Annotated in this window: 11 protein-coding genes; 8 read left to right on the top strand and 3 right to left on the bottom strand. The window is 66.3% G+C overall.

Going from position 1 to position 20368, the window contains the following annotated elements; all coding sequences use genetic code 11:
• Positions 1-16: 16 nt before the first annotated feature.
• From ASE11_RS22625 to ASE11_RS22590, 8 genes are all read left to right on the top strand, one after another.
• Positions 17-10213 (top strand): filamentous haemagglutinin family protein, encoded by a 10197-nt coding sequence (locus ASE11_RS22625; RefSeq protein WP_056277167.1) that lies wholly within the window; start codon positions 17-19, stop codon positions 10211-10213.
• A gap of 107 nt (positions 10214-10320) precedes the next feature.
• Positions 10321-12063 (top strand): DUF2341 domain-containing protein, encoded by a 1743-nt coding sequence (locus ASE11_RS22620; protein ID WP_082585961.1) that lies wholly within the window; start codon positions 10321-10323, stop codon positions 12061-12063.
• A gap of 11 nt (positions 12064-12074) precedes the next feature.
• Positions 12075-12485, top strand: a complete 411-nt coding sequence (locus tag ASE11_RS22615) for an ExbD/TolR family protein (protein WP_056277161.1) — start codon at positions 12075-12077, stop codon at positions 12483-12485.
• Entirely contained in the window at positions 12482-13159 is a 678-nt protein-coding gene (locus ASE11_RS22610; RefSeq protein ID WP_056277157.1) for an energy transducer TonB, read from the top strand. Before ASE11_RS22615 ends, ASE11_RS22610 begins: the two co-directional genes overlap by 4 nt.
• A gap of 50 nt (positions 13160-13209) precedes the next feature.
• Positions 13210-14769 (top strand): putative porin, encoded by a 1560-nt coding sequence (locus tag ASE11_RS22605; RefSeq protein ID WP_082585960.1) that lies wholly within the window; start codon positions 13210-13212, stop codon positions 14767-14769.
• On the top strand, positions 14756-15616 hold the full coding sequence (locus ASE11_RS22600) for an ankyrin repeat domain-containing protein (RefSeq protein ID WP_056277155.1): 861 nt from the start codon (positions 14756-14758) through the stop codon (positions 15614-15616). The genes ASE11_RS22605 and ASE11_RS22600 overlap by 14 nt, the downstream gene beginning before the upstream one ends.
• Positions 15616-16269, top strand: coding sequence for a hypothetical protein (locus ASE11_RS22595; protein ID WP_056277152.1), 654 nt, complete (start codon positions 15616-15618; stop codon positions 16267-16269). The genes ASE11_RS22600 and ASE11_RS22595 overlap by 1 nt, the downstream gene beginning before the upstream one ends.
• Positions 16270-16339: 70 nt before the next feature.
• Positions 16340-17140, top strand: coding sequence for a DUF3047 domain-containing protein (locus ASE11_RS22590; protein WP_056277149.1), 801 nt, complete (start codon positions 16340-16342; stop codon positions 17138-17140).
• 23 nt (positions 17141-17163) lie between these two features.
• On the opposite strand, the gene ASE11_RS22585 is transcribed toward ASE11_RS22590, so the two are convergent.
• The 3 genes from ASE11_RS22585 to ASE11_RS22575 all read right to left on the bottom strand — a co-directional run bounded on the left by ASE11_RS22585 (position 17164) and on the right by ASE11_RS22575 (position 20268).
• On the bottom strand, positions 17164-17418 hold the full coding sequence (locus tag ASE11_RS22585) for a hypothetical protein (protein ID WP_056277146.1): 255 nt from the start codon (positions 17416-17418) through the stop codon (positions 17164-17166).
• A gap of 225 nt (positions 17419-17643) precedes the next feature.
• Positions 17644-18885, bottom strand: coding sequence for an XrtB/PEP-CTERM-associated polysaccharide biosynthesis outer membrane protein EpsL (gene epsL, locus ASE11_RS22580; protein ID WP_056277143.1), 1242 nt, complete (start codon positions 18883-18885; stop codon positions 17644-17646).
• Positions 18886-20268 (bottom strand): undecaprenyl-phosphate glucose phosphotransferase, encoded by a 1383-nt coding sequence (locus ASE11_RS22575; protein WP_056277140.1) that lies wholly within the window; start codon positions 20266-20268, stop codon positions 18886-18888.
• Positions 20269-20368: the final 100 nt, after the last annotated feature.

Genomic DNA, 20368 nt, shown 5'->3' with positions numbered 1-20368 from the left:
AGCGCAGGAGAACCCCATGAACCGTCAACGCTACCGCCTCGTTTTCAGCCAGAGCGTAGGGGGCCTGGTGCCCGCCGCCGAAAGCACGCGGGGCCGCGGCAAGTCGGCCAGTGGCGCGCGCAGCGCCACGGCCTTGCTGGGTGGCCTGCTGCTGGCCGCACCGGTGCTGGCCGAGCTGCCGGTGCCTCAGGGTGCGAATGCGGGATACAGCGTGATTGGCAACCGGGCGTTCGTCAATCAGGTGGGCAACAAGGCCATCCACAACTGGCAGACCTTCAACGTGGGTGCCGGCAAGACGGTGCAGTTCGGTCAGGTCCACGATCTGGTCAACAACCAGCTGGTGCAGGGCGCCAACTTCACCACGCTCAACCGCATCTGGGACATCAACCCCAGCGTGATCGCGGGCAGCATCACGCAGGCGACCGGCCAGAAAGCCAACGTGATCATGGTGAACACCAACGGCATCGCCTTCATGGGCGGTTCGCAGGTGAACCTCAACAGCTTCACGGCCAGCAGCCTGGACATCGCGGACAAATACATCCTGAGCACGCTGCTGCCGGGTGACGATCAGCCGCAGTACCAGGGCACGGGCGGGTTCGTGAAAGTGTTCGAGGGCGCGCAGATCACAGCGGGTGAACAGGGGCGCATCATGCTGATTGCGCCGACGGTCATCAACCAGGGCAGCATCTCGGCGCCGGGCGGCCAGGTGGTGTTGGCGGCGGGCACCAAGGCCTACCTGCGCACGGCCTCGGCCGCTGGCGACAACGATGTGCGTGGCCTGATGGTGGAGGTGGACAGTCCGGCTGGCCTGAACAGTTACGACGCGGTGAACACCAGCGTCAAGGACGGCCTGCTGGATGGGCAGGCGGTGGATCTGACGGACCCGGCCCGGGATCTGCTGGGCAACGCCACCAATCTGGGCCAACTCACTGCGACCACCGGCAACGTGACCATGGTGGGACTGGCCGTCAACCAGCTCGGTCTGGCCCGCGCCACGACCTCGGTGGTGGCCAACGGGACGGTGTACCTGATGGCCAGCGACACCTACAAAAGCCCGGGGGCCGCCAACCTGAACAGTCCAGGCAGCCGGACCGAGCGCGCCGGGCGTGTGACCCTGGGGACCGGCAGCACGACCGAGGTGTTGCCTGAAGTCAATGACGCCACCACCTCGTTGGACTGGATCGAGCAGGTGGGCACGGTCAAGACGCTGAAGTCCGATCTGGAGAACAAGTCCCGGGTGCAGATCCTGGGCAACGACGTGCGCCTGGCGACAGGCTCCACGGTTCGCGCGGCGAGCGGAGTGGTGGACATCACCGCGGTGGACAAACCGCTCAACGTGGATGGCCAGGGGGTCAACCCGTTCACCACGGTGGGCATCGATCAGGTGTCGGGCACGGCGCGCGTGCACGTGGCGGAGGGGGCTGTGATCGATGTGTCCGGCCTGTCGGGCGTGCAGGTCTCGGGGGAGCGCAACACGGTGGAGGCGGAGCTTCGGGGGGATGAACTCAAGGATTCGCCCGCCAACCGCAACGGTGTGCTGCGCGGCGAGAAGGTGTACCTGGACGTGGAGCGTGCGCTGGCCCGAGCCCGCAGTGGTGAGTCCACCCTGATCGCCGAGGACAGCCTGGAGGCTTACCAGGCACGACTGGGCCGCACGGTGGCGGAGCGGTCCACCCAGGGCGGCACGGTGAACATCCAGTCGCAAGGCGAGGTGATCCTGGAGACGGGCTCGACCATCAACCTCTCGGGAGGCAGCGTCGAGTACACGCCCGCCACCGTCAAGTCCACGCTGCTGTTTGTCAATGGCCAGCGGGTCGAGGTGAGCGAGGCGGATGCCAACGTGCGCTACGACGGCATCGCCACGCGCTACGTGATCGACTACGGACGCTGGAACCAGAAGGAAACCATCGACCTGGGGGAGTACATGAAATACGACCCCGGCTACACCGATGGCAAGGCCGCGGGCGCCATGAACATCGTGGGCATGGGCGGCACGGTGCTGCAGTCGACCATCCAGGGCAAGACCGTGGTGGGTGAGCGGCAGCTGGCCGCCGGCACCGCACCGCAGGGCGCGCGGTTGCAGGTGGGGTCATCAGCTGTTGAAAATGATTTCAAGAACTTTCAGCAGGTGCGCCTGGGGCATGGTTTCCAGCAGTTGCCCATCAACTTCAACTTTGGCGACGTGCTGGCGGCCGACCTCAAGAACCAATTGCTCATCGACACCAGGATGCTCGGTGAAGATCTGATCGCCGGGCTCACCATCCATTCGAACAAGGGCGCCGTGGTGGAACAGGCGGTGGCGCTGCCGGACGGGGGATCGTTGTCGATCACGGCCAGCGCGGTCGCGGTCAATGCCGACGTCAGTGCCGCAGGGGGTGTCATCGAATTCAACACGCGGGGCAATCAGGCCGATCCGACCAACGCATTCGTGCTCGAGACAGCCGATGTGGTGGTGGCCCCCGGGGTCACGCTCTCGACGGCTGGCAAATGGGTGAACGAACAGGTGGGCTTCGACGACTCGGCGCGCCGCAGCGTGGTGATCGACGGTGGCTCCGTCACGCTGTCGGCCATCGGTGACGCGGTTCTGGGCAGCGGCTCCACCGTCGATGTGTCAGGTGCGGCCCGGCTTCAACGCGACGGGACACTGAAATACGGCAGTGGTGGCACCGCCACGCTGGTCGCCAACGAAACGTTGAGGACCGATGGCTCGATGCCGGGTCGGGTCGAGCTGGATGGTCGCCTGCTGGGCTTTGGCTTCCAGGATGGCGGCACCTTGAAGCTGTCGTCGGGGTCGGTCCAGATCGGTGGCGAACCCACGGGCGCCAGCAACGCGCTTTTCCTGCAGCCCGAGTGGCTCTCGTCGGTTGGTTTCGAGAACATCACTGTCACGGGTCGCGAGGGTGTGACGCTGGCCGAAGGTGCCGTGTTGGCGCCACAGCTGCAGTCGCGCGAGCTCAACCCGGGGTTTGCGGTCCAGACGTCGGGCACCGATGTGGCTTCCATGGCGTCGCTGCGGGTCTTGCCGCCCCATGAGCGCAGCCCGGTCAACCTGACCCTGGTGGCCGACTCCAATCTTCTGGGCGATGTCACCTTGGGCACGGGCTCGCGCACGGTCCTGGACACGGGTGGCTCGCTGACCCTGAATGCGGCACACCAGGTCAGCATCCTCGGTTCGGCGCAGGCCCATGCGGGTCGCATCGAGGCGAGGCTGTCAGCGCCCCTCGACAAGGACTTCGACGCTTCCAGCAGCATCTTCCTGGGTGAAGCCGCCAGCCTGGATGTGTCCGGCACGGCCTTGACCCATGCCGATGCCACGGGCCAGCCAGTTGGCCGGGTGCTGGACGGAGGCTCTGTGAGCCTGAACGCGTCCACCGGCTATGTGATCGCCAAGGAGGGTTCCAGCATCAACGTCTCCGGTGCTGCGCCGGTCTACCTGGCCGAGCGCAACGAGGCGGGTGGTCTTGGTCGCAATCTGGGCAGTGGCGCGGGTTCTGTGTCCATAGCAGCGCGTGAAGGCTTGGTGCTCGATGGCACGCTGCTGGCCCAGGCCGGCGCACCAGACCAGTACGGCGGCAGCTTGACGATCCACCTGGGCAATGACAACGCGCCCACGCCAAGCCCGATCCCCTTTCCGGTGGCCCCCAGTGTGCTGAGCGTCGAGTCCTCCGTGCCCGCGCAGGCGCAGGCGTTGCAAGCCGGGCAAGCCATACCGGCCGCGGTCAGCGACCGGTCGCGCCTGGACATGGACCGCATCGAGGCGGCGGGTTTCGAGCAGATCGCTCTGGGGTCCAAAGATGCGATCCGCCTGCAAGACGGTGTGAACATCGGGGGGGGTCGCACCATGCCGCTGCGCTCGGTGAGTCTGGACACCCCTCTCATCGACATGGCGGGAGGCACCGCCCATGTGACGGCTGCACGGGTCCGCATGGGCAACCAATCCACGTTGCGCCAGAGCGTGGTCAATACGGCGGTGGCCGGCGGTGGGGTGTTGAGCGTGGATGCCACGCGCATCGAGGTGGTGGGCAAGTCCACGCTGAGCGGCGTGGCCAAAACCCGGTTGACCGCTTCCGAGCAGATCGAGCTGTCGGGTGTGGATGTGGACGCTGTGGGCCCTCTCGCCGGTGCGCTCGACACGGCTGGCGATCTGACGTTCACCGCGAAGGTGCTGGCTCCGGCAACCTACAGCGACTTCAAGGTGTCCGCGCCCGGGAACACGGTGCGCATTGTTCAGGCAGCCGGCGTGGCGCAGCAGCCGTTGTCCGCTTTTGGTCGCTTGCGCATCGAGGCGGGCCAGATCGTGCAGCAAGGCAGCATCTGGGCGCCTCTGGGTCAGATCGATCTGGAGGCCAGCGGATCGCTGACCCTGGCCCCGGACAGCCTGACCTCGGTGTCTGCCCAGGCTGGCACCGTGCTGCCTTTCGGCTCCGTGTTGAATGGCCGGGAGTGGTCTTACGGCGGCGACATTCTTTCGGATCTTCCCGAAAAGTCGATCAGCCTCAAGGGCGCCCAGGTGGACTTCCAGTCCGGTGCCCAGGTCTCGGTGGCTGGCGGCGGCGATGCCCAGGCCTACGAGTTCACCGTGGGGCCCGGTGGTTCGAAGGATTTCCTGGCCCAGGCAGACACCTTCGCGGTGATGCCCGGCTACACAGATGGCTTCGCACCCAGCGATGCGCAGGAAGGCTTTGCCCTCGACGGAGGTGCCGCCGTGTACCTGCGTGGCGTGAACGGCCTGGCCGATGGCGTCTACACCTTGCTGCCTGCGCACTACGCCCTGTTGCCGGGGGCCTTTGCAGTGCGGTTGAACCCGGGCGAATCACCCGTGTTGCCAGGAAGCGGCTACACCCGCGCGGACGGTGTGCAGGTGGCCTCTGGCTATCTCACCGACAGCCGCTCTGGAGCTCCTCGTGCGGGTGACTGGCAGGGCATTCAGGTGCTCACACGGGACCAGGTGCGGGACCGGTCCGAATACACGCTCGCGGCAGCGTCTTCGTTCTTCGCGGACTCCCGCTTTTCGCCCCAGGACGCCGGGCGGCTGGCCGTGGTGAGCCTGGGCACGGGCTCGGATAGCCTGCGGCTCAATGGAACGGTGGCGACGCAGGGCGCCGCCGGGGGTGCGGGAGCGGCCGTTGACATTGCTGCCGCCAAGCTGCGGGTCTCGAGCTCCGCCGATGCGGCGGCCCCGGACGAGGCTTGGGTCGCGACGGGCTGGATCAACGACCTGGGTGCCGAGAGCCTGTTGCTGGGCGGTGCGCGCTCCCGCTCGCAGACGGGCACGGAACTGACCGTGTTGACCGATACCCTGACCCTGGCCAACGATGCGCAGAGCGCCTTGACTGCGCCCGAGGTGATGCTGGCGGCCAGGGACACCTTGACGCTGGCCGCGGGCAGCGCCATCAACGCACAGGGCGCAGGCGGCAAAGCGGGCAGCATCAGCACGGCGGGCAATGGCGCCTTCGTGCGGGCCGCATCCTCGTCGGCCAGCTTCACGCGCACCGGGTCGCCTGACCGCAGCCAGGGCACGCTGATCGGCGCAGCCGACAGCGCGCTTCAGGCGGCCAAGGCAATCGCCATCGATGCCACGCAGGACAACGCCTTCGCGGGTCAGCTGGCCTTTGTCAAAGAGGGTGTTGCCGTGGCCGGTGAATTGAGCGCGGGCAGTTCACGCATCAACTTCGGCAGCCCTGCCCAGCCGGTGGATGGCCTGACGTTCAGCCAGGCCGAACTGGACGGGCTGCAGAGCCTGGACAGCCTGGCGCTGACCAGCTACTCCACGTTTGATTTCCACGGGGATGTGGACGTCGGGGGGGTCGGTAGCGATGGGAAACCCTTGATCAAGAACCTGACGCTGCAAGGCGCAGGACTCGCGGGCTTCGGTGCGGCGGGGCAGACCGCCAGCTTGCGCGCCCGCAACCTGACCCTGGCCAACACCGCGGGCGTGCCCAACGCCGCACCGGCTGGACTGACCCTGGGCAGCGGATCGCTGGAGGTACAGGCGCAGACCCTCACTCTGAGCGAAGGCACAAAAACGGTGAACGGTTTTGCCAGCGTGGGCATCACCGCCGACGAGCTGGTGGCTTCGGGCACCGGCAGCACCCAGCTCGACAACGGGGCTTCGATCACCACCGCGCGGCTGACCGGCAGCACCGGCGCCAGCCAGACGCTGGACGCCGGCACCCAGGCGTTGACCCTGGGCAAGATGACGCCATCAACGGCACTGGTCGCAACGACTTCTCTGGGCGCTGCCTGGGAGCTGAACGCGGGTTCGGTTCTGTTTGATACCCAGGCCGACCTGGGCGGCGGTGCGCTGACCTTGGCAGCGGTGAGCGGTGACGTCACGCTGGGCGCGAACGCCGACATCGACGTGTCGGGTCGCTCGGTGGCGTTCTTCGACGAGACCCGCAGCATCGGGGGCGGCCATGTGACGCTGAGCAGCGCGACCGGCAAGATCGAGGCGAAGGCGGATGCACGCATCGATGTGTCGGGTGGCGTGGGCGCCGACGGCGGCACGCTGGTGGCGACGGCGGTGCAGGGCACCGTGGAGCTTGAAGCGGCGACGCTGGTGGGTCAGACCCCTGCCGATGCGGACGGCCAGACCGGAAAGGCTGCCCAGGTGCGCATCGACGCGAAGTCGCTGGCCAACTTCTCCGCGCTCAATGCACGGTTGAACGCCGGCGGCTTCGAGGGTGAACGCAGCCTGCGTGCCAGAACCGGCGCATTGACGGTGGCTGCCACCGATGTGGTGAAAGCTCAAAAGGTGACGCTGACCGCCGACGGCGGCGCGCTCACGGTGCACGGAACGGTTTCGGCCTCGGGTGCTGAAGGGGGCCAGGTGGCGTTGCACGGTCAGTCGGTCACGCTGGCCGGGACGGCCCGGGTGAAAGCAGCCGCCACCTCTGCGGGTGGCGAAGGTGGCCGGGTTGAACTCGGCGCGGCCACACAGGCCAGTGAAACCGACGCGCAGGGCATCGATCTGCAGGCCGGCGCTGTGATCGACGTGAGCGGAGGCGCAGGCGGCGAGGTGCACCTGCGTGCCCAGCGCAAAGGCAACGAGGTGGCCGTGACGGCACTGGACAGCACGATCACAGGAGCCCGCGAGGTGACGCTGGAAGCGGTGCGGGTTTACGACAACAAGACCAACCTCAATGTGTCGACCACCGACGAGGGCAGCTCAACGCTGGGCCTGACCAAGATCAAGAACGACAACCACGCCTACGCCGGCAACCACGGTGCGATCAAGGGCCGCCTGGGCCAGGCGGGCAACCCGGCGTTCCATATTGTCTCGGGGGTGGAGGTCCGTTCTGCGGACGCCATGACGCTGGGCGCCGACTGGAACTTTCAGGACGCCGCTGCGGGCGGCGAGGCCGGCGTGCTGACGCTGCGCGCCGGCGGCAACCTGAACATCAACAACAACCTGTCGGACGGCTTTTCCACAGCGACAAAGCTGGACGGCGCCAACCCCGCCGCGTTGCAGGACGCGACGGTCAGGGGCGGCAAGGCCTGGTCGTTCAACCTGGTGGCCGGTGCCGATGGCAATTCGGCGGACGTGATGAACACCCGGGCGGGGGCGGGCGACCTGACGCTGGCCGCGGCCAAGCTCATTCGCACGGGTTCTGGCGATATCCGCATGGCGGCCGGACAGGACATCGTGCTCAAGTCCAACGCTTCGGCTGTCTACACCGCAGGCACCCGGTACACGCCAGCGGCGGGCTTTGCCGTGCCAGCCCTCGCCCAGTTCAGCCAGGGTGGCGGCGACATCGTGATGTCGGCGCAGCGCGATGTGCTGGGCGTTGCTTCAGCCCAGCTGTACAGCAACTGGCTGTTCCGTCAGGGCAAGCTGGGCGCCGATGGCGTGAGCTATGTAGCGAATGCGCAGCCCGCCTGGTGGGTGCGTTTCGACAAATTCGAGCAGGGTGTGGCTACCTTGGGCGGAGGCAATGTCAACATCACCGCGGGGGGCAAGGTGTCCAACCTGTCGGCGTCCGCCGCCACGCAGGGGTACACCACCTCATCGGTGGCCGATGCCTCGGCGGCCGTGCGCACGGGCGGTGGCGATGTGAACGTGACGGCCGGCGGCGATGTGCTGAGCGGTCAGTACTACGCCGATCTGGGAGATGTGAACCTGAAGGCAGGTGGCAGCATTCGCAGCGGCTACTCGGTCTCAAGCCGACCCGTGCACACCATCCTGGCGGTGGGCGACGGGGCGGTGACCGCCACTGCGCTGGGCGATGTGGATGTGCACGCCATCATCAACCCGCACCTGGTGGTGCAATCGTCCACGGCGGGATTCAACATCGGAACGACTCAGGCAGCGAACGCGCAGTGGAGCGTGTTTTCCACTTACGCCGAAGACAGTTCAGCATCGCTGCTGAGTGCGACCGGGAACGTTCGGCTCTTTGGTGGTGGCGTCGGCAGCACCGCGCAGGCGCAGTCGCTGGCCAACGCTTACAAGTCTCCGGTGAACCTGGCATTGGGCGCCTACGCGGACGACGTGCTCTTGACGGTGCTGCCGCCTTCCCTGTCCGCCATTGCAATGTCTGGGGATGTGTCGCTGTTGTCCAGCGCGCTGCTCAGCCCGGCAGCACAGGGCAAGCTGGAGCTGCTGGCCAGCGAGAACCTGAATGTGCCGGCCAGGATCACGCTGTCGGACACCGCTTCCCTGCCCGATGCGGTGAACCCCGGCTCGGATGCCCGGGCCTCGGGTGTTTTCAGCTACGCATACAGCGCCAGATCGACGCAGGCACATGCGGCGGTGCCGGTGCACGCCAACGATGCCGATCCGGTGCAGCTGTATGCCGTGAACGGGTCGATCCTCGGCAACAACCAGGTGCTCAAGTCGGCCAAGCGGGTGGGTGTTCGTGCTGGCGATGACATTCTCAACCTGCCGATGGACGTCCAGCATGTGTCGGCCAGCGACGTCAGCGTGGTGGAGGCCGGAAACGATATTGCCCTGAGTCCGATCCGTTCGAGCAACAGTTACGTGGCGGTGTCAGGTCCCGGCCGACTTGAAATGACGGCGGGGCATGACATTGACCTCGGCGCTTCCGCCGGTGTGCTCAGCCGGGGCACGCTGGACAACCCCGCGTTGCCCGATGGTGGTGCAGACCTGCATCTGGCAGCGGGTGTGGGCGCCGCAGGCCTGGACTCTGCAGGAGCCGTGAACCGGCTCGCCAACGAACTGGCCGACGGGGTGTTCAGCGAAGAGACGCTGTGGCTGGCGCGCTGGCTGACGGGCGACAACACACTGCCGCGTGAACAGGCCCTGCAGCGGGTGCAACAGGTCGCCGCCTCGGACCTGGACACCCAGCGCGCACGGGTGCGCGAGATGCTGTTCACCGGGGTTCTGAAAACCGGTCGCGATTCGAACAACGCGGACAGCCCGTTTGCGGGTGATTTCTCGCGTGCCTACCTGGCGCTGGAAACGGTGTTTCCGGGCATGGGGAACTCGCTGGCCACGGGTGCCTACCGGGGCACGATCGATGTGTTCGCCAGCCGGATCAAGACAGAGCAGGGCGGCGACATCGAACTGCTGGTGCCCGGCGGCGGGGTGGTGGTGGGCTTGAGCAACACACCAGAGGCACTGGTCACGCCGCTGGGCAGCGGCAAGGACAGCGGCCCGCTGGGCATCATCACCGTGGGGGCCGGTGACATCCGCATGTTGGCGAGGGACGATGTGCTGGTGAACCAGTCGCGTGTGCTGACCGCCGCCGGTGGTGATGTCCTGATCTGGTCGAGCGAGGGCGACATCGATGCCGGCAAGGGCAAGAAGACGGCGACGGCGGTGCCGCCCCCGGTGATCAAGACCGACAGCGATGGCAATGTGACCCAGGAGATCCAGGCCGCTGCGGCAGGCTCGGGCATCGGGGCACTGTCCACCAACGGGATCATCGCCGGCGACGTCGACCTGATCGCGCCCAAAGGCACAGTCAACGCGGGCGACGCCGGCATCCGGGCCGGCAACCTCAACATCGCCGCATTGGTGGTGCTGGGCGCCGACAACATCTCTGTTTCAGGCTCCAGCGCCGGCACGCCGGTGGCCGACACCAGCGCGGTCTCGGCAGCATCGTCGGGCGCCACCTCGGGTGGTGACGACACCGGCAAGGTGGTCGAGTCGCTCAACCAGGCGGCGGCCGAATCGGCCAAGGCGGCGCAAGAGATGGCTTCGGCCCTGCGCCCATCGGTGGTGCGGGTCGACGTGCTGGGCTTTGGCGAGTAGTCCGAACGGATGGTCTTCCCACCTTTGTAACGCCACCGCCATCGTTCCTTCGTACCTTTCGTGCATGTCCCGCGCCGCGGGCTGCACGCCATCTTTTCTGTCTTCCCATGAAACGCTTTTTTGCTCTCGCCCTCTGCGTGTTGATGTTGCCGCTCTCTGCCCACGCCTGGTGGGACGAGGGCTGGACGATCCGCAAGAAGATCACGCTGGACACGCAGGCCGCCGGCATCACGGCCGAGGCCACGGGTGTGCCGGTGCTGGTGCGCCTGTCCACCGGCAACTTCGACTTCCTCGCCGCCAACGAGAACGGCTCCGACCTGCGTTTCGTGGCCGAGGACGACAAGACGGTGCTCGCGCACCACATCGAGCGCTTCGACAGCACGAATGAACTGGCCTTCGTGTGGGTGCAGGTGCCGCGCGTGGCCGGGAGCAGCGCCGTGCAGCACGTGTGGCTGTACTACGGCAACGAATCAGCGCAACCCGTGCCGGCATCGGGCCTGTACGACGCCGCGCAGTGGGCCGTGTACCACCTCAGCGACACCACCGGCCTGCCGCAAGACATCACCGCCGCGGGCCATCACATGTCGGGTGGCACCGCCACCTTCGTGCCCAGCGGGCTCATCGGTGGATCGGCACGGCTCAACGCCGACGGGGGTTTGCAGGTCGGCGACGCCACGTTGCAGGCGGCCACCGGCTTCACGTTTTCGGCCTGGATCAAGCCGGAGCGGGCCGACGGCGAGTTGCTGGCGTTTGGCGGCCTGACGCTGTCGCTCCGGGGCGGTGTGCCGGAGCTGAGCGCAGGCGGCACGGTGGCCCAGGGTGGGGCGCCACTGGCGCTCAATGCCTGGCGCCATGTGGCCGTGAGCTCCGGAACCAATGCCGTGCTGTACCTCGATGGCAAACCGGTGGCCAACGTGGCCACGGCGTTTGCACCCGCAGGTGCGCTGCGCGTGGGCGCGGGGCTGGTGGGCGAGATCGACGAGGTGCAGATCTCCACCGAACAGCGCCCCGAGGCGTGGATCGCCGCGCAGGCCGACAGCCAGGGCCAGGCGGGCAAGTTGGTGCGCATGGGTGAGGAAGAGACCACCGAGCAGGGCGCACAGACCGGTTACTTCATGGCCACCATGAACAACCTCACCGTTGACGGCTGGGTGGTGGTGGTGATCTGCGTGTTCATGTTCTTCATCGCGATCTACATCATGTGGGCCAAGGCGGTGCTGCTGACGCGCCAGGACCGCAGCAATCCCCGCTTCACCGAGGCCTTTGACCAACTCGCCACCCGCCTGCGCACGCTCGAAGGGGGTCCGTCCCTGCACGCCAGCCAGCTCGATCAACTGGCCTCGCAGGGCGATCAGTACAAGGACTCGCCGCTGCACCGCATCTTCCAGGTCGGCGCGCGCGAACTCAAGTCGCGCTTTCATGCCGACGGTTCACCGGGCGCCACCGTGGAACACGACGGCGTGGTGGCACCTTCGGTGGGCGAGCGCGCCATGCTCGCCGTGCGCTCCAGCCTGGACGCGCAGCTCACGCGCGAACGCCAGCGTCTGGACAAGGGCATGGTGATGCTCACCATCGCCATCTCGGGTGGCCCGTTCCTGGGCCTGCTGGGCACGGTGGTGGGCGTGATGATCACCTTCGCCGCCATTGCCGCGGCGGGTGACGTGAACGTGAACGCGATTGCGCCCGGCATTGCCGCCGCGCTGGTGGCCACGGTGGCCGGCCTGGGCGTGGCGATCCCCGCGCTGTTTGGCTACAACTACCTGCAGACGCGCATCAAGTCGATCTCCAACGACATGAACGTGTTCGTGGACGAGTTCGTGACCAAGATGGCCGAAACCTACGGCGACTGAGGAACACGAACATGTCCAAAGCCCAGGAAGACGGCGCGATCTACGACGACATCAACATCACCCCGATGTTGGACCTGTCGTATGTGCTGTTGGTCATTTTCATTCTCATGACGACAGCCTCGGTGCAGGGCATCAAGGTGAACCTGCCCAGGGCCAGCGACACCCCCAGCCTGGCCAAGCCGGCCACGCGCGCCATCACCATCACCGAGACCGGTGCGCTGTACCTCGACGCCTACCCGATGGCCACACTGGCCGACCTGGAGGCGCGCCTGCTGCAGTTCAAGGCGGGCACGCCCGAGTTCCCGATCGTGGTCAAGGGCGACTCTGCCGTGCAATACGAGAAGGTGGTTGAAGTGCTCGACCTGTTGGGGCGACTCGAACTCAACCAGATCGGCCTCGTAACACAGCGACTCGTCAAGTGAAACCGGACGATTCGTTCCTGCGGCGCCATGGCCGCGCAGTGGCGCTGGTGCTGCTGGTGGCCCTGTTGATCGCAGGCGCTGTGTGGCTCTATGGCGTCATGTCCAAACCCACCGAGCCCACGAAGAAGCGCACGGTGCAGGAGATCTCGCTGCTCAAGCCGCCGCCTCCGCCACCCCCGCCCAAGACACCACCGCCTCCGCCCCCACCCGAGCAGAAGCAGGAAAAGATCGACGTGCCCAAGCCGGAAGCCGCACCCGACCAGCCTTCAGAGGCGCCACCGCCAGGCCCGAACCTGGGCGTGGATGCCGCCGGCAGCGGTGGTGGTGACAACTTCGGCCTGGTGGGCAAACCGGGTGGTGGCGACCTGATCGGTAGCGGTGGAGGCGGTGGTGGCAACCGCTTCGCCTGGTACGGCGCGCTGGTGAAGGACCGCATCACCGACGCCGTGCAGCGCGACAAGAAGCTGCGCGAAGCCGCCGACTACCAGCGCGTGGTCAACGTGTGGGTCAACAACAGCGGTGTGGTCACCCGGGTCGAGCTGGTGGGCACCAGCGACAAACCCGAACTCGACGAGGCGCTGCGCCTGGCCCTGCGCAACCTCCCACCCGTGCGCGAGGGCGCACCGGGCGACATGCCACAACCGATTCGACTGCGCATCTCCACCCGCTCCTGACACACGCGGTCCTGAGTTCCATTCAAACACCGCCCCTTGCGAGACATCCCATGAAACGACCCTTGCACCACGCCATGCGCCAAGTGACCCTGGCGGCCCTGATCACCGTTGGCCTCGGTGCAGCCCAGGCCGACGAGCGAGAGGACCTCGAGACGCTCAAGCAGACCACGATCAACCTTATTCAGGCGCTGGTGCAGCAAGGCGTGTTGCCGGCCGACAAGGCCGATGCGCTGGTCAAACAAGCCGAGGCCAAGGCCAAGGCGTCGGTGGCCGAGGCCAAGAAGACCGAGCAGTCCACCGTGCGCGTGCAATTCGTGCCGGAGTCCGTGCGCAAGCAGATCGCCGACGAGGTGCGCGAAGAGGTGGTGGCCCAGGCCAAGGCCGAGCGCTGGGGCGACGTGAACGCGGTGCCCGAGTGGGTGGACCGCTTCAAGTTCGAGGGCGACCTGCGGCTGGGTCTGCAGCGCGACATGTTCTCCGAATCCAATGCGCCCGAGGTGTTCTTCCAGGTGCAGGGCCAGGACATCGACAACACCCTCGAAGACCGCGACCGTGCCCGCCTGCGTGCCCGCTTTGGCTTCACCGCGCGAGTCACCCCCGACATCACGGCCGGCTTGCGCCTGGCCACCGGCAGCCAGTTCGAACCGGTGTCGACCAACCAGACACTGGGCAACTTCAACAACAAGTCCAACTTCTCGCTCGACCGCGCTTTCCTCAAAGGCCGCTCACAGGACTTCCTGCCGTGGCTGACCACCACGGCCGGGCGCATTCCAAACCCGTTCTTCAGCACCGACCTGGTGTGGGACGACGATCTGAACTTCGACGGACTGGCTCTGCAGTACGAAGACCCCACGGCGGCGGCCCGGGTCTGGCGGCCATTTGCCACACTCGGGGTGTTCCCGTTGCAGGAGGTGCAGCGCTCGCTCAGCAACGAGGCCAAGAGCAAGTGGCTGATCGGCGCGCAGGGCGGTGTGGAATGGGTGCCCAGCAACGACCTGCGGGCCAAGGTGGGGCTGGGCGTGTACGACTACCGCAACATCAGCGGAGTGCGCAATGCCTTCAACAGCACCACCACCAACGAGACCGCGCCCGACTACCGGCAGAAGGGCAACACGCTCTTCAACATCGACAACGACGGCAATCCCAACACCAATCTGTACGGCCTGGCTGCCGACTACCAGGTGCTCAACCTCACCGGCGCGGTGGACTTCAACCTCTACAACCCGGTTCACCTGATCGTCAGTGGCGACTATGTGCGCAACATCGGCTTCAGCAGCAGCAAGGCGCTCGCGCGCTCCGGTCTGAACGTGACGCCGCAGACCACCGGCTACATGGTGCGTGTCGCGGTGGGCATGCCCGCCATGCTGCTCAAGAACGACTGGCAGCTCTCGCTGGCCTACCGCTACCTGGAAGCCGATGCCACGCTGGACGCCTTCAACGATTCCGACTTCCACCTGGGCGGCACCAACAACAAGGGCTTCATCGTGGGCGCGCAATACGGTCTGAGCCGCAACACCTGGATCAACGCACGCTGGCTCTCCAGCCGCGAGATCAGGGGTCTGCCGTTGTCGATCAACACCATGCAGGTGTACCTCAATGCGAAGTTCTGACCTGGTGACCCACGTCGGGCGGGCATGGCTTGTCGGCGCGGTGTGCATCGCTCTGGTGGGCTGCGCGCGGCACGGGGCCGAGCAGCTCGCGCTGCGAGACCGCATCGAGCAGGGGGGTCTCATGCCCGAAGACAGCGTGCGCTTTCACGCTTCGGAGCGCGAGCGCCAGGCGGTGGTGGCCAGCGCGAGCGACCCGGTGGTTCGTCTTGCCAGCGGGCTCGACCAGCAACTGATCCGAGCGGCGGGCCGCGCCGATGTGGTGGCCCTGCGCCAGCTCATCAAGGACGGCGCGCAGGTGAATGCGGTGGACGAATGGGGCAACACGGCCCTGTTGCTGGCCGCGCGTGAAGGTGATGTGGAGACCGCGCGCGCGCTGCTCCGCGCGGGCGCCGATGTGGACGGACGCGGTGGACCGCTCACGCCGCTGGGTCAAGCAGCGCTGCGAGGCCACACGCACATGGTGCGGCTGCTGCTGCGATCCGGTGCGCAGGTGGACGCGCGCGGACTGAACGAACACACGCCCCTGATGAACGCGGCCAAGCTCAACCACTCCGAGGTGGTCCGCCTGCTGCTCAAGGCGGGCGCCAACACGCAGGTGAAAGACCGCACCGGCGCGGGGCTGTTGCAGGTGACCATCAACGACAACCTGCCCCAGGTGATGACCGTGTTGTTGGGCCACGGCCTGGATCCGAACCAGCCCGATGCCGATGGCCTCACGCCCTTGTACTGGGCTCACCAGCTCAAACGCGAAACGCTGGCCCAACAGCTTGTGCAGGCAGGCGCCCAGGGCGATCGGCCGCGCGTGGCTTTGCGTGCCAGCCGTCCCTATCCCAAGGAGGATTTCTGATGTTGCCCACCTTTCTGCGTGCCTCGCTGCTTGCAGTGCTCCTGGTCGGCCTGACCTCCCCATCGATGGCGCAGGAAGACAAACGGGCCAGCCGCGAGCGCGAGGCTTTGCGCCGCGCCCAGCAGCAGGTGCAAAAGTCAACCCAGGACCTGAGTGCGCTGCAGCAGAAGTTCGACGCAGCAGAACAGGAGCGCGCCAAACTGGCTGAAGAAGTGGGCGGTGCACAGAGCCGTGCGCAAATCGAATCGGCGAGAGGGCAGCGGCTGCAGCGCGACTTGAAGACCGTGACCAGCGAACGGGATGCGCTGCTGGCTAAAAATGCCGAGCAGGAACGCAAGCTGCAGGAAATCACCGTCAAGGCCGGGCAGTTGGAACGCGACCTGGCCAGCGCACGCCAACGCGGCCAGCAGCTCGACACCCAGGGCGCCGGGCTGCGCGAGCAGGTGGCGGCCTGCGAGGGGCGCAACACGCAGCTGTACGCCACGGGCCGTTCGCTGATCGAACAATGCCGCGACCGCAGCGCCAGGGACACCGTTTTGCGCCTGGAACCTTTCACCGGCATGGGTCGCGTGGGCATCGAGAACATGCTGGAGACACACCGCGACAAGCTCGACGAGCACAAGACGCCGGCCGCCAGCCGCGCCGCCCCCTGAGACCTGCAAGCCCATGCATGGCACACCAGCTTCAGTGATGCGTATGCGGTGCCTGCGGTGGGTGCCTACCTTGGCGCTCATCCTGCTGACCGGTTGTGCGTCGTTGTCGAACGAAGATCTGGAAGAGGCCGACGAAGCCGCGCAACATGCCTTGCGGGAAGCTGATGCCTCCGAACTGGCCGGGTCGGCCTGGGCCAAGGTCAGCCAGAGCCTGGGCAGCGATGCCACAGGCACCTGGGTGCACCGACGCTTCGGCAACCACAGGCCGACCCGCTACCTGCCCACGGTGCACCAGGGTCGGCTGGCGGTGCATGCGCAGAGCGATGCGGGCAACAGCACCTTGCGCCTTCGCCTGCCCGCTGACGGCCAACCCGCATCTGCTCGACTGGCGTTTTCGTGGTTCGTGCCGGCGCTCAACGAACGGGCCGACCTGCGTGACCAGGACATCGACGATGCGGTGGTGCGGGTGATCGTTACCTTCGATGGCGACCGTGACCGCCTGAGCGTGCGTGACAACATGCTCTCGGAGCTGGCGAACCTGGTCACCGGCGAACCCCTGCCGTTCGCCACGCTCATGTACGTGTGGGACCACCGATACCCCGTGGGCAGCGTGATTCCCAACCCACACACCCAGCGCATCCGCAAGCTGGTGATCGACTCGGGGCCACGACGGCTCAACCAGTGGGTCGACCACGAACGCGACATTGAGGCCGACTACCGTCTGGTGTTTGGCGAGCCGCCCGGCCCCGTGACGGCGGTGGGGGTGATGACCGACTCCAACAACACCGGTGAGCGGGTCAGCGCATGGTTCGGTCCGTTGGTGCTGTCGCCACTTCGCTCTGACGCCGGGGTGGCAGCTCGACGGGACTGAATGAGCTCACGGGGCCCGCAGGTTCATGCGCTCTGAAGTTCCGCAGCATGCACCGACAGATCCAGCAACCGACCTTTGCTGCTGTAGTAGCGGTCCAGTCGCCACTCCGACAGAATTTCAAGCGCCAGTTCGAATTGCGAGTAGTTCAAGGTGTAGAGCTGGTTCAGGGGAAATGCCTGGTTGGACTCCAGCGCAATCACCAGCGCTGAAAGCACTTTGGCGCTGGGGCTATCGGGGTTGGTGTGAATGAGTTTGCGGACTTTCTTGACAGCAAGCATGGGAACTCCTCTGAGAACAAGGGGGACGCATTGTGCGGAGCGGCTGCTCTTATCCCCTGTTTGTATGCTAACAGGGTAAACCCTTGCCAGTACCCGCTCAGGACGACCGGTTCTTGCGGCGCCGTGCGACAGAAAGAGGTCAGATCAACAGCTGGAAAGCCGCCCAACGCCAGTCGAGAAGCGTCCGGATATGGGGGGGACGTCAAGCCATGTACGAAGGGTGGTTCACTGGTTCGTGAAGACACTCACACCTACCACGGCTTGTGTGCTCGAAAACTCCAGCCCGGGCCGGTTGCTGCGGCGTTGCGTGTGCTGCACCGAGGCGTTGAGTGCGATGTTGCGGGTGGCGTTCCAGCGCAGGCCCAGCGACGCGTCTCGGGTGGTGTCGCGCTGAGGGTCGGGGAGTTGCCCGGGTGGTGGGCCCAGGAACCGGCGGCGCGACTCGCTCACACTGGCTTGCAGGCTGGTTCGTGCCGCGATCTGCCAGACATGGGAAGCGGTGATGCGGTCGGTGCGTGCGTGGCTGGCGTTGGTGGTCTGGTAGCTCGACAGATCAGAGGCCCACTGCAGCGTCCATTGGGTCTTGGCGGTGGCGGCCCAGCGCAGCGACAGCGCCGAGTTGGTGCCGCTGTAGTCGCGGGTGGCCAGGCGTGCGTGCGTGCGGTCGATCCGCACCAGGCTGAGGTCGGCGGTGGCCTTCTCGCTGAGCAGCCACCGGATGTCGAGCACCTGCTCGCGTTGGTTGAAATCCGGGTCTCTCAGCGAGGCGGGAAGCATCGCGCCAGTGGTGGTGTTGCCGCTGCCGTTTCGCAGCCTCGCGGTGACCGAGCTGCCAGAGCGCGCGTCAAATCGCAGCCCCACGTTGGCCGATCTGGACACATAGCTGTCTTCCCCGACCAGGGGTTGCTCGTTCTGGTTGCGTGTGCTCTGAATGCCTGCCACCAGTCGCCAGACGCCGTCCAGCTCGTAGAGCGCATCGAAGCCCTCGTGGCGGCGAACGCGTTGGTTGCCGCGCGTGAGGACGCTGGTGTCATCAAAGCTGTTGACGCTTTCATCGCGTTCGGCGCTCAGGGTCCCGCGAAAGCGCGGCGTGAGTGCCCAGCGCCAGGTGACGTCGTAGTTGGTGGCGAGCAGATCCAGGCGGCTGTAGGTGCGGTAACGGTAGTCCATCAGGCTGACATCCAGTTCCAGTCGCTGAAGGCTGTAGTTGTGCGCATAGCTCATGCCCAGCGTGCCGATGCCGACGCTTTCGGCCGCGCTGGGGCGTCCCAGCACGGTCTGCGGATCCACCCCGTCGGGCAGGCGAAAGAGGTTGTCGTCGCGCTGCAGCGAATAGCCCGCCCGAAGGGTCATGCCGTCGGCTTCCTGGGCGGTGGCGGTGCCAGGGACGCCGCAGGCCAGCAGCGCGGGTACCCAGACGGTCCAGAAGACACCGAGCGGCCGAAGGCGACGCGGGAGGTGTTTCATTCAGTAAGCCTGCTGGTCACGGAACACCAGGCGGATGGTCTTGAGGATGATCAACACGTCGAGCTTGAGCGACCAGTTGCGCAGGTAGTCGAGGTCGCGCTCGATGCGTCCCTCCATCTTTTCCAGGGTGTCGGTCTCGCCCCGAAATCCGTTGACCTGGGCCCAGCCGGTGATGCCCGGCCTGACCTTGTGACGCACCATGTAACCCTTGATGAGCTTGCGGTAGAGCTCGTTGTGCGCCACGGCGTGCGGGCGCGGCCCCACGATGCTCATGCGCCCCTGCAGCACGTTGATGAACTGGGGCAGTTCGTCGAGCGAGGTCTTGCGCAGGACGGCGCCCAGGGCGGTGATGCGCTTGTCGTCGCGTTGCGCCTGGCGGACTTCGGGGCCGTCTTCGGCCACGGTCATTGAGCGGAACTTGTAGACAACGATCTCTTCACCGTCCTGGCCGTAGCGGCGCTGCTTGAAGATCACGGGCCCGGGCGAGCCGAGCTTGACCGCGGCTGCGATCGCCAGCAGCACCGGCGCCAGTGCCAGCAGGATGAACGAGGAGAGCACCACATCGCTGCCTCGTTTGAGCGCGCCATTGATTCCGTGAAAGGGTGTGTCGCAGACCGAGATGACGGGTACGCCACACAGCACGGTGGGCTTGCTCTGAATGAGGTCCGTGACGAACATGTCGGGCACGAAGTAGATCGACACCGTGGTGTCCTTGAGGTCATCAAGAATCTTCAGGATGCGTGGCTGCGAGGCCATGGGCAACGAGATGTAGATCAGGTTGATGCGTTGGCTGTTGATCACTTCGACCAGGTGATCGAAGCGGCCCAGCAGGGTGAACCGATCGCCTGCCCCCAACCGCTCGCGACTGCGGTCGTCCACGAAGCCGACCACCTCGATGTTGTTGAATCGGGTGGCCGCGAGGTTGCTGGCGAGTGCCAGACCCTGGTGGTTCATCCCGACCACGAGTGCACGCTCCGAAGGACCCTGCAGGCGCACCAGCGTCGGTGCCTTCCAGCGCAGCAGCATCCAGGCCGCGAAGTCGACCACGGGCGTGACGGCCAACCAGGTGAGGATCACGTCCAGCGGGAAGATGCGCACGTAGCCGGTCACCCAGCCGGCTGCAAACAGCAGGCCCATCGTCGTGCCCCAGCTGAGCAGCAGGTCGACGAACGTGGCCTGTGCCGACAGGGTGAGGCGTGATGGTCCGGGATAGGTGAGAGCGAACACCGCCAGCCCGAGCAGGAAGTACTCCGTGTGGATGCCCCCGTCCATGCCCATGGCCAACGCCCAAAGGCAGCTCACGCCCACCAGGGGGCTCAGTGATGTCTCGAGCGCGTGCAACAGGCTGCCCCGGCTGGACGCGCCCTGTGCGCTGCGTGCCATGGTGCCGGAGGGGGGAGCTGAGGAAGTTGTGTGGTTCAAGGGTGCTCCCTCGGTACAGCGGACGTTCGCAACGGGCGGGAATGCAGGTGTCTGTCGTCGA

Origin of the sequence: Hydrogenophaga sp. Root209, assembly GCF_001428625.1 — a bacterium.
Taxonomy (GTDB): domain Bacteria; phylum Pseudomonadota; class Gammaproteobacteria; order Burkholderiales; family Burkholderiaceae_C; genus Hydrogenophaga.
This window is presented reverse-complemented; position numbering and strand designations above follow the sequence as displayed.

Bases quoted from the DNA above. Each gene is read 5' to 3' on its own strand.
- ASE11_RS22625 (WP_056277167.1), top strand. From the start codon at position 17: ATGAACCGTCAACGCTACCGCCTCGTTTTCAGCCAGAGCGTAGGGGGC.
- ASE11_RS22620 (WP_082585961.1), top strand. From the start codon at position 10,321: ATGAAACGCTTTTTTGCTCTCGCCCTCTGCGTGTTGATGTTGCCGCTC.
- ASE11_RS22615 (WP_056277161.1), top strand. From the start codon at position 12,075: ATGTCCAAAGCCCAGGAAGACGGCGCGATCTACGACGACATCAACATC.
- ASE11_RS22605 (WP_082585960.1), top strand. From the start codon at position 13,210: ATGAAACGACCCTTGCACCACGCCATGCGCCAAGTGACCCTGGCGGCC.
- ASE11_RS22600 (WP_056277155.1), top strand. From the start codon at position 14,756: ATGCGAAGTTCTGACCTGGTGACCCACGTCGGGCGGGCATGGCTTGTC.
- ASE11_RS22595 (WP_056277152.1), top strand. From the start codon at position 15,616: ATGTTGCCCACCTTTCTGCGTGCCTCGCTGCTTGCAGTGCTCCTGGTC.
- ASE11_RS22585 (WP_056277146.1), bottom strand. From the start codon at position 17,418: ATGCTTGCTGTCAAGAAAGTCCGCAAACTCATTCACACCAACCCCGAT.
- epsL (WP_056277143.1), bottom strand. From the start codon at position 18,885: ATGAAACACCTCCCGCGTCGCCTTCGGCCGCTCGGTGTCTTCTGGACC.
- ASE11_RS22575 (WP_056277140.1), bottom strand. From the start codon at position 20,268: ATGGCACGCAGCGCACAGGGCGCGTCCAGCCGGGGCAGCCTGTTGCAC.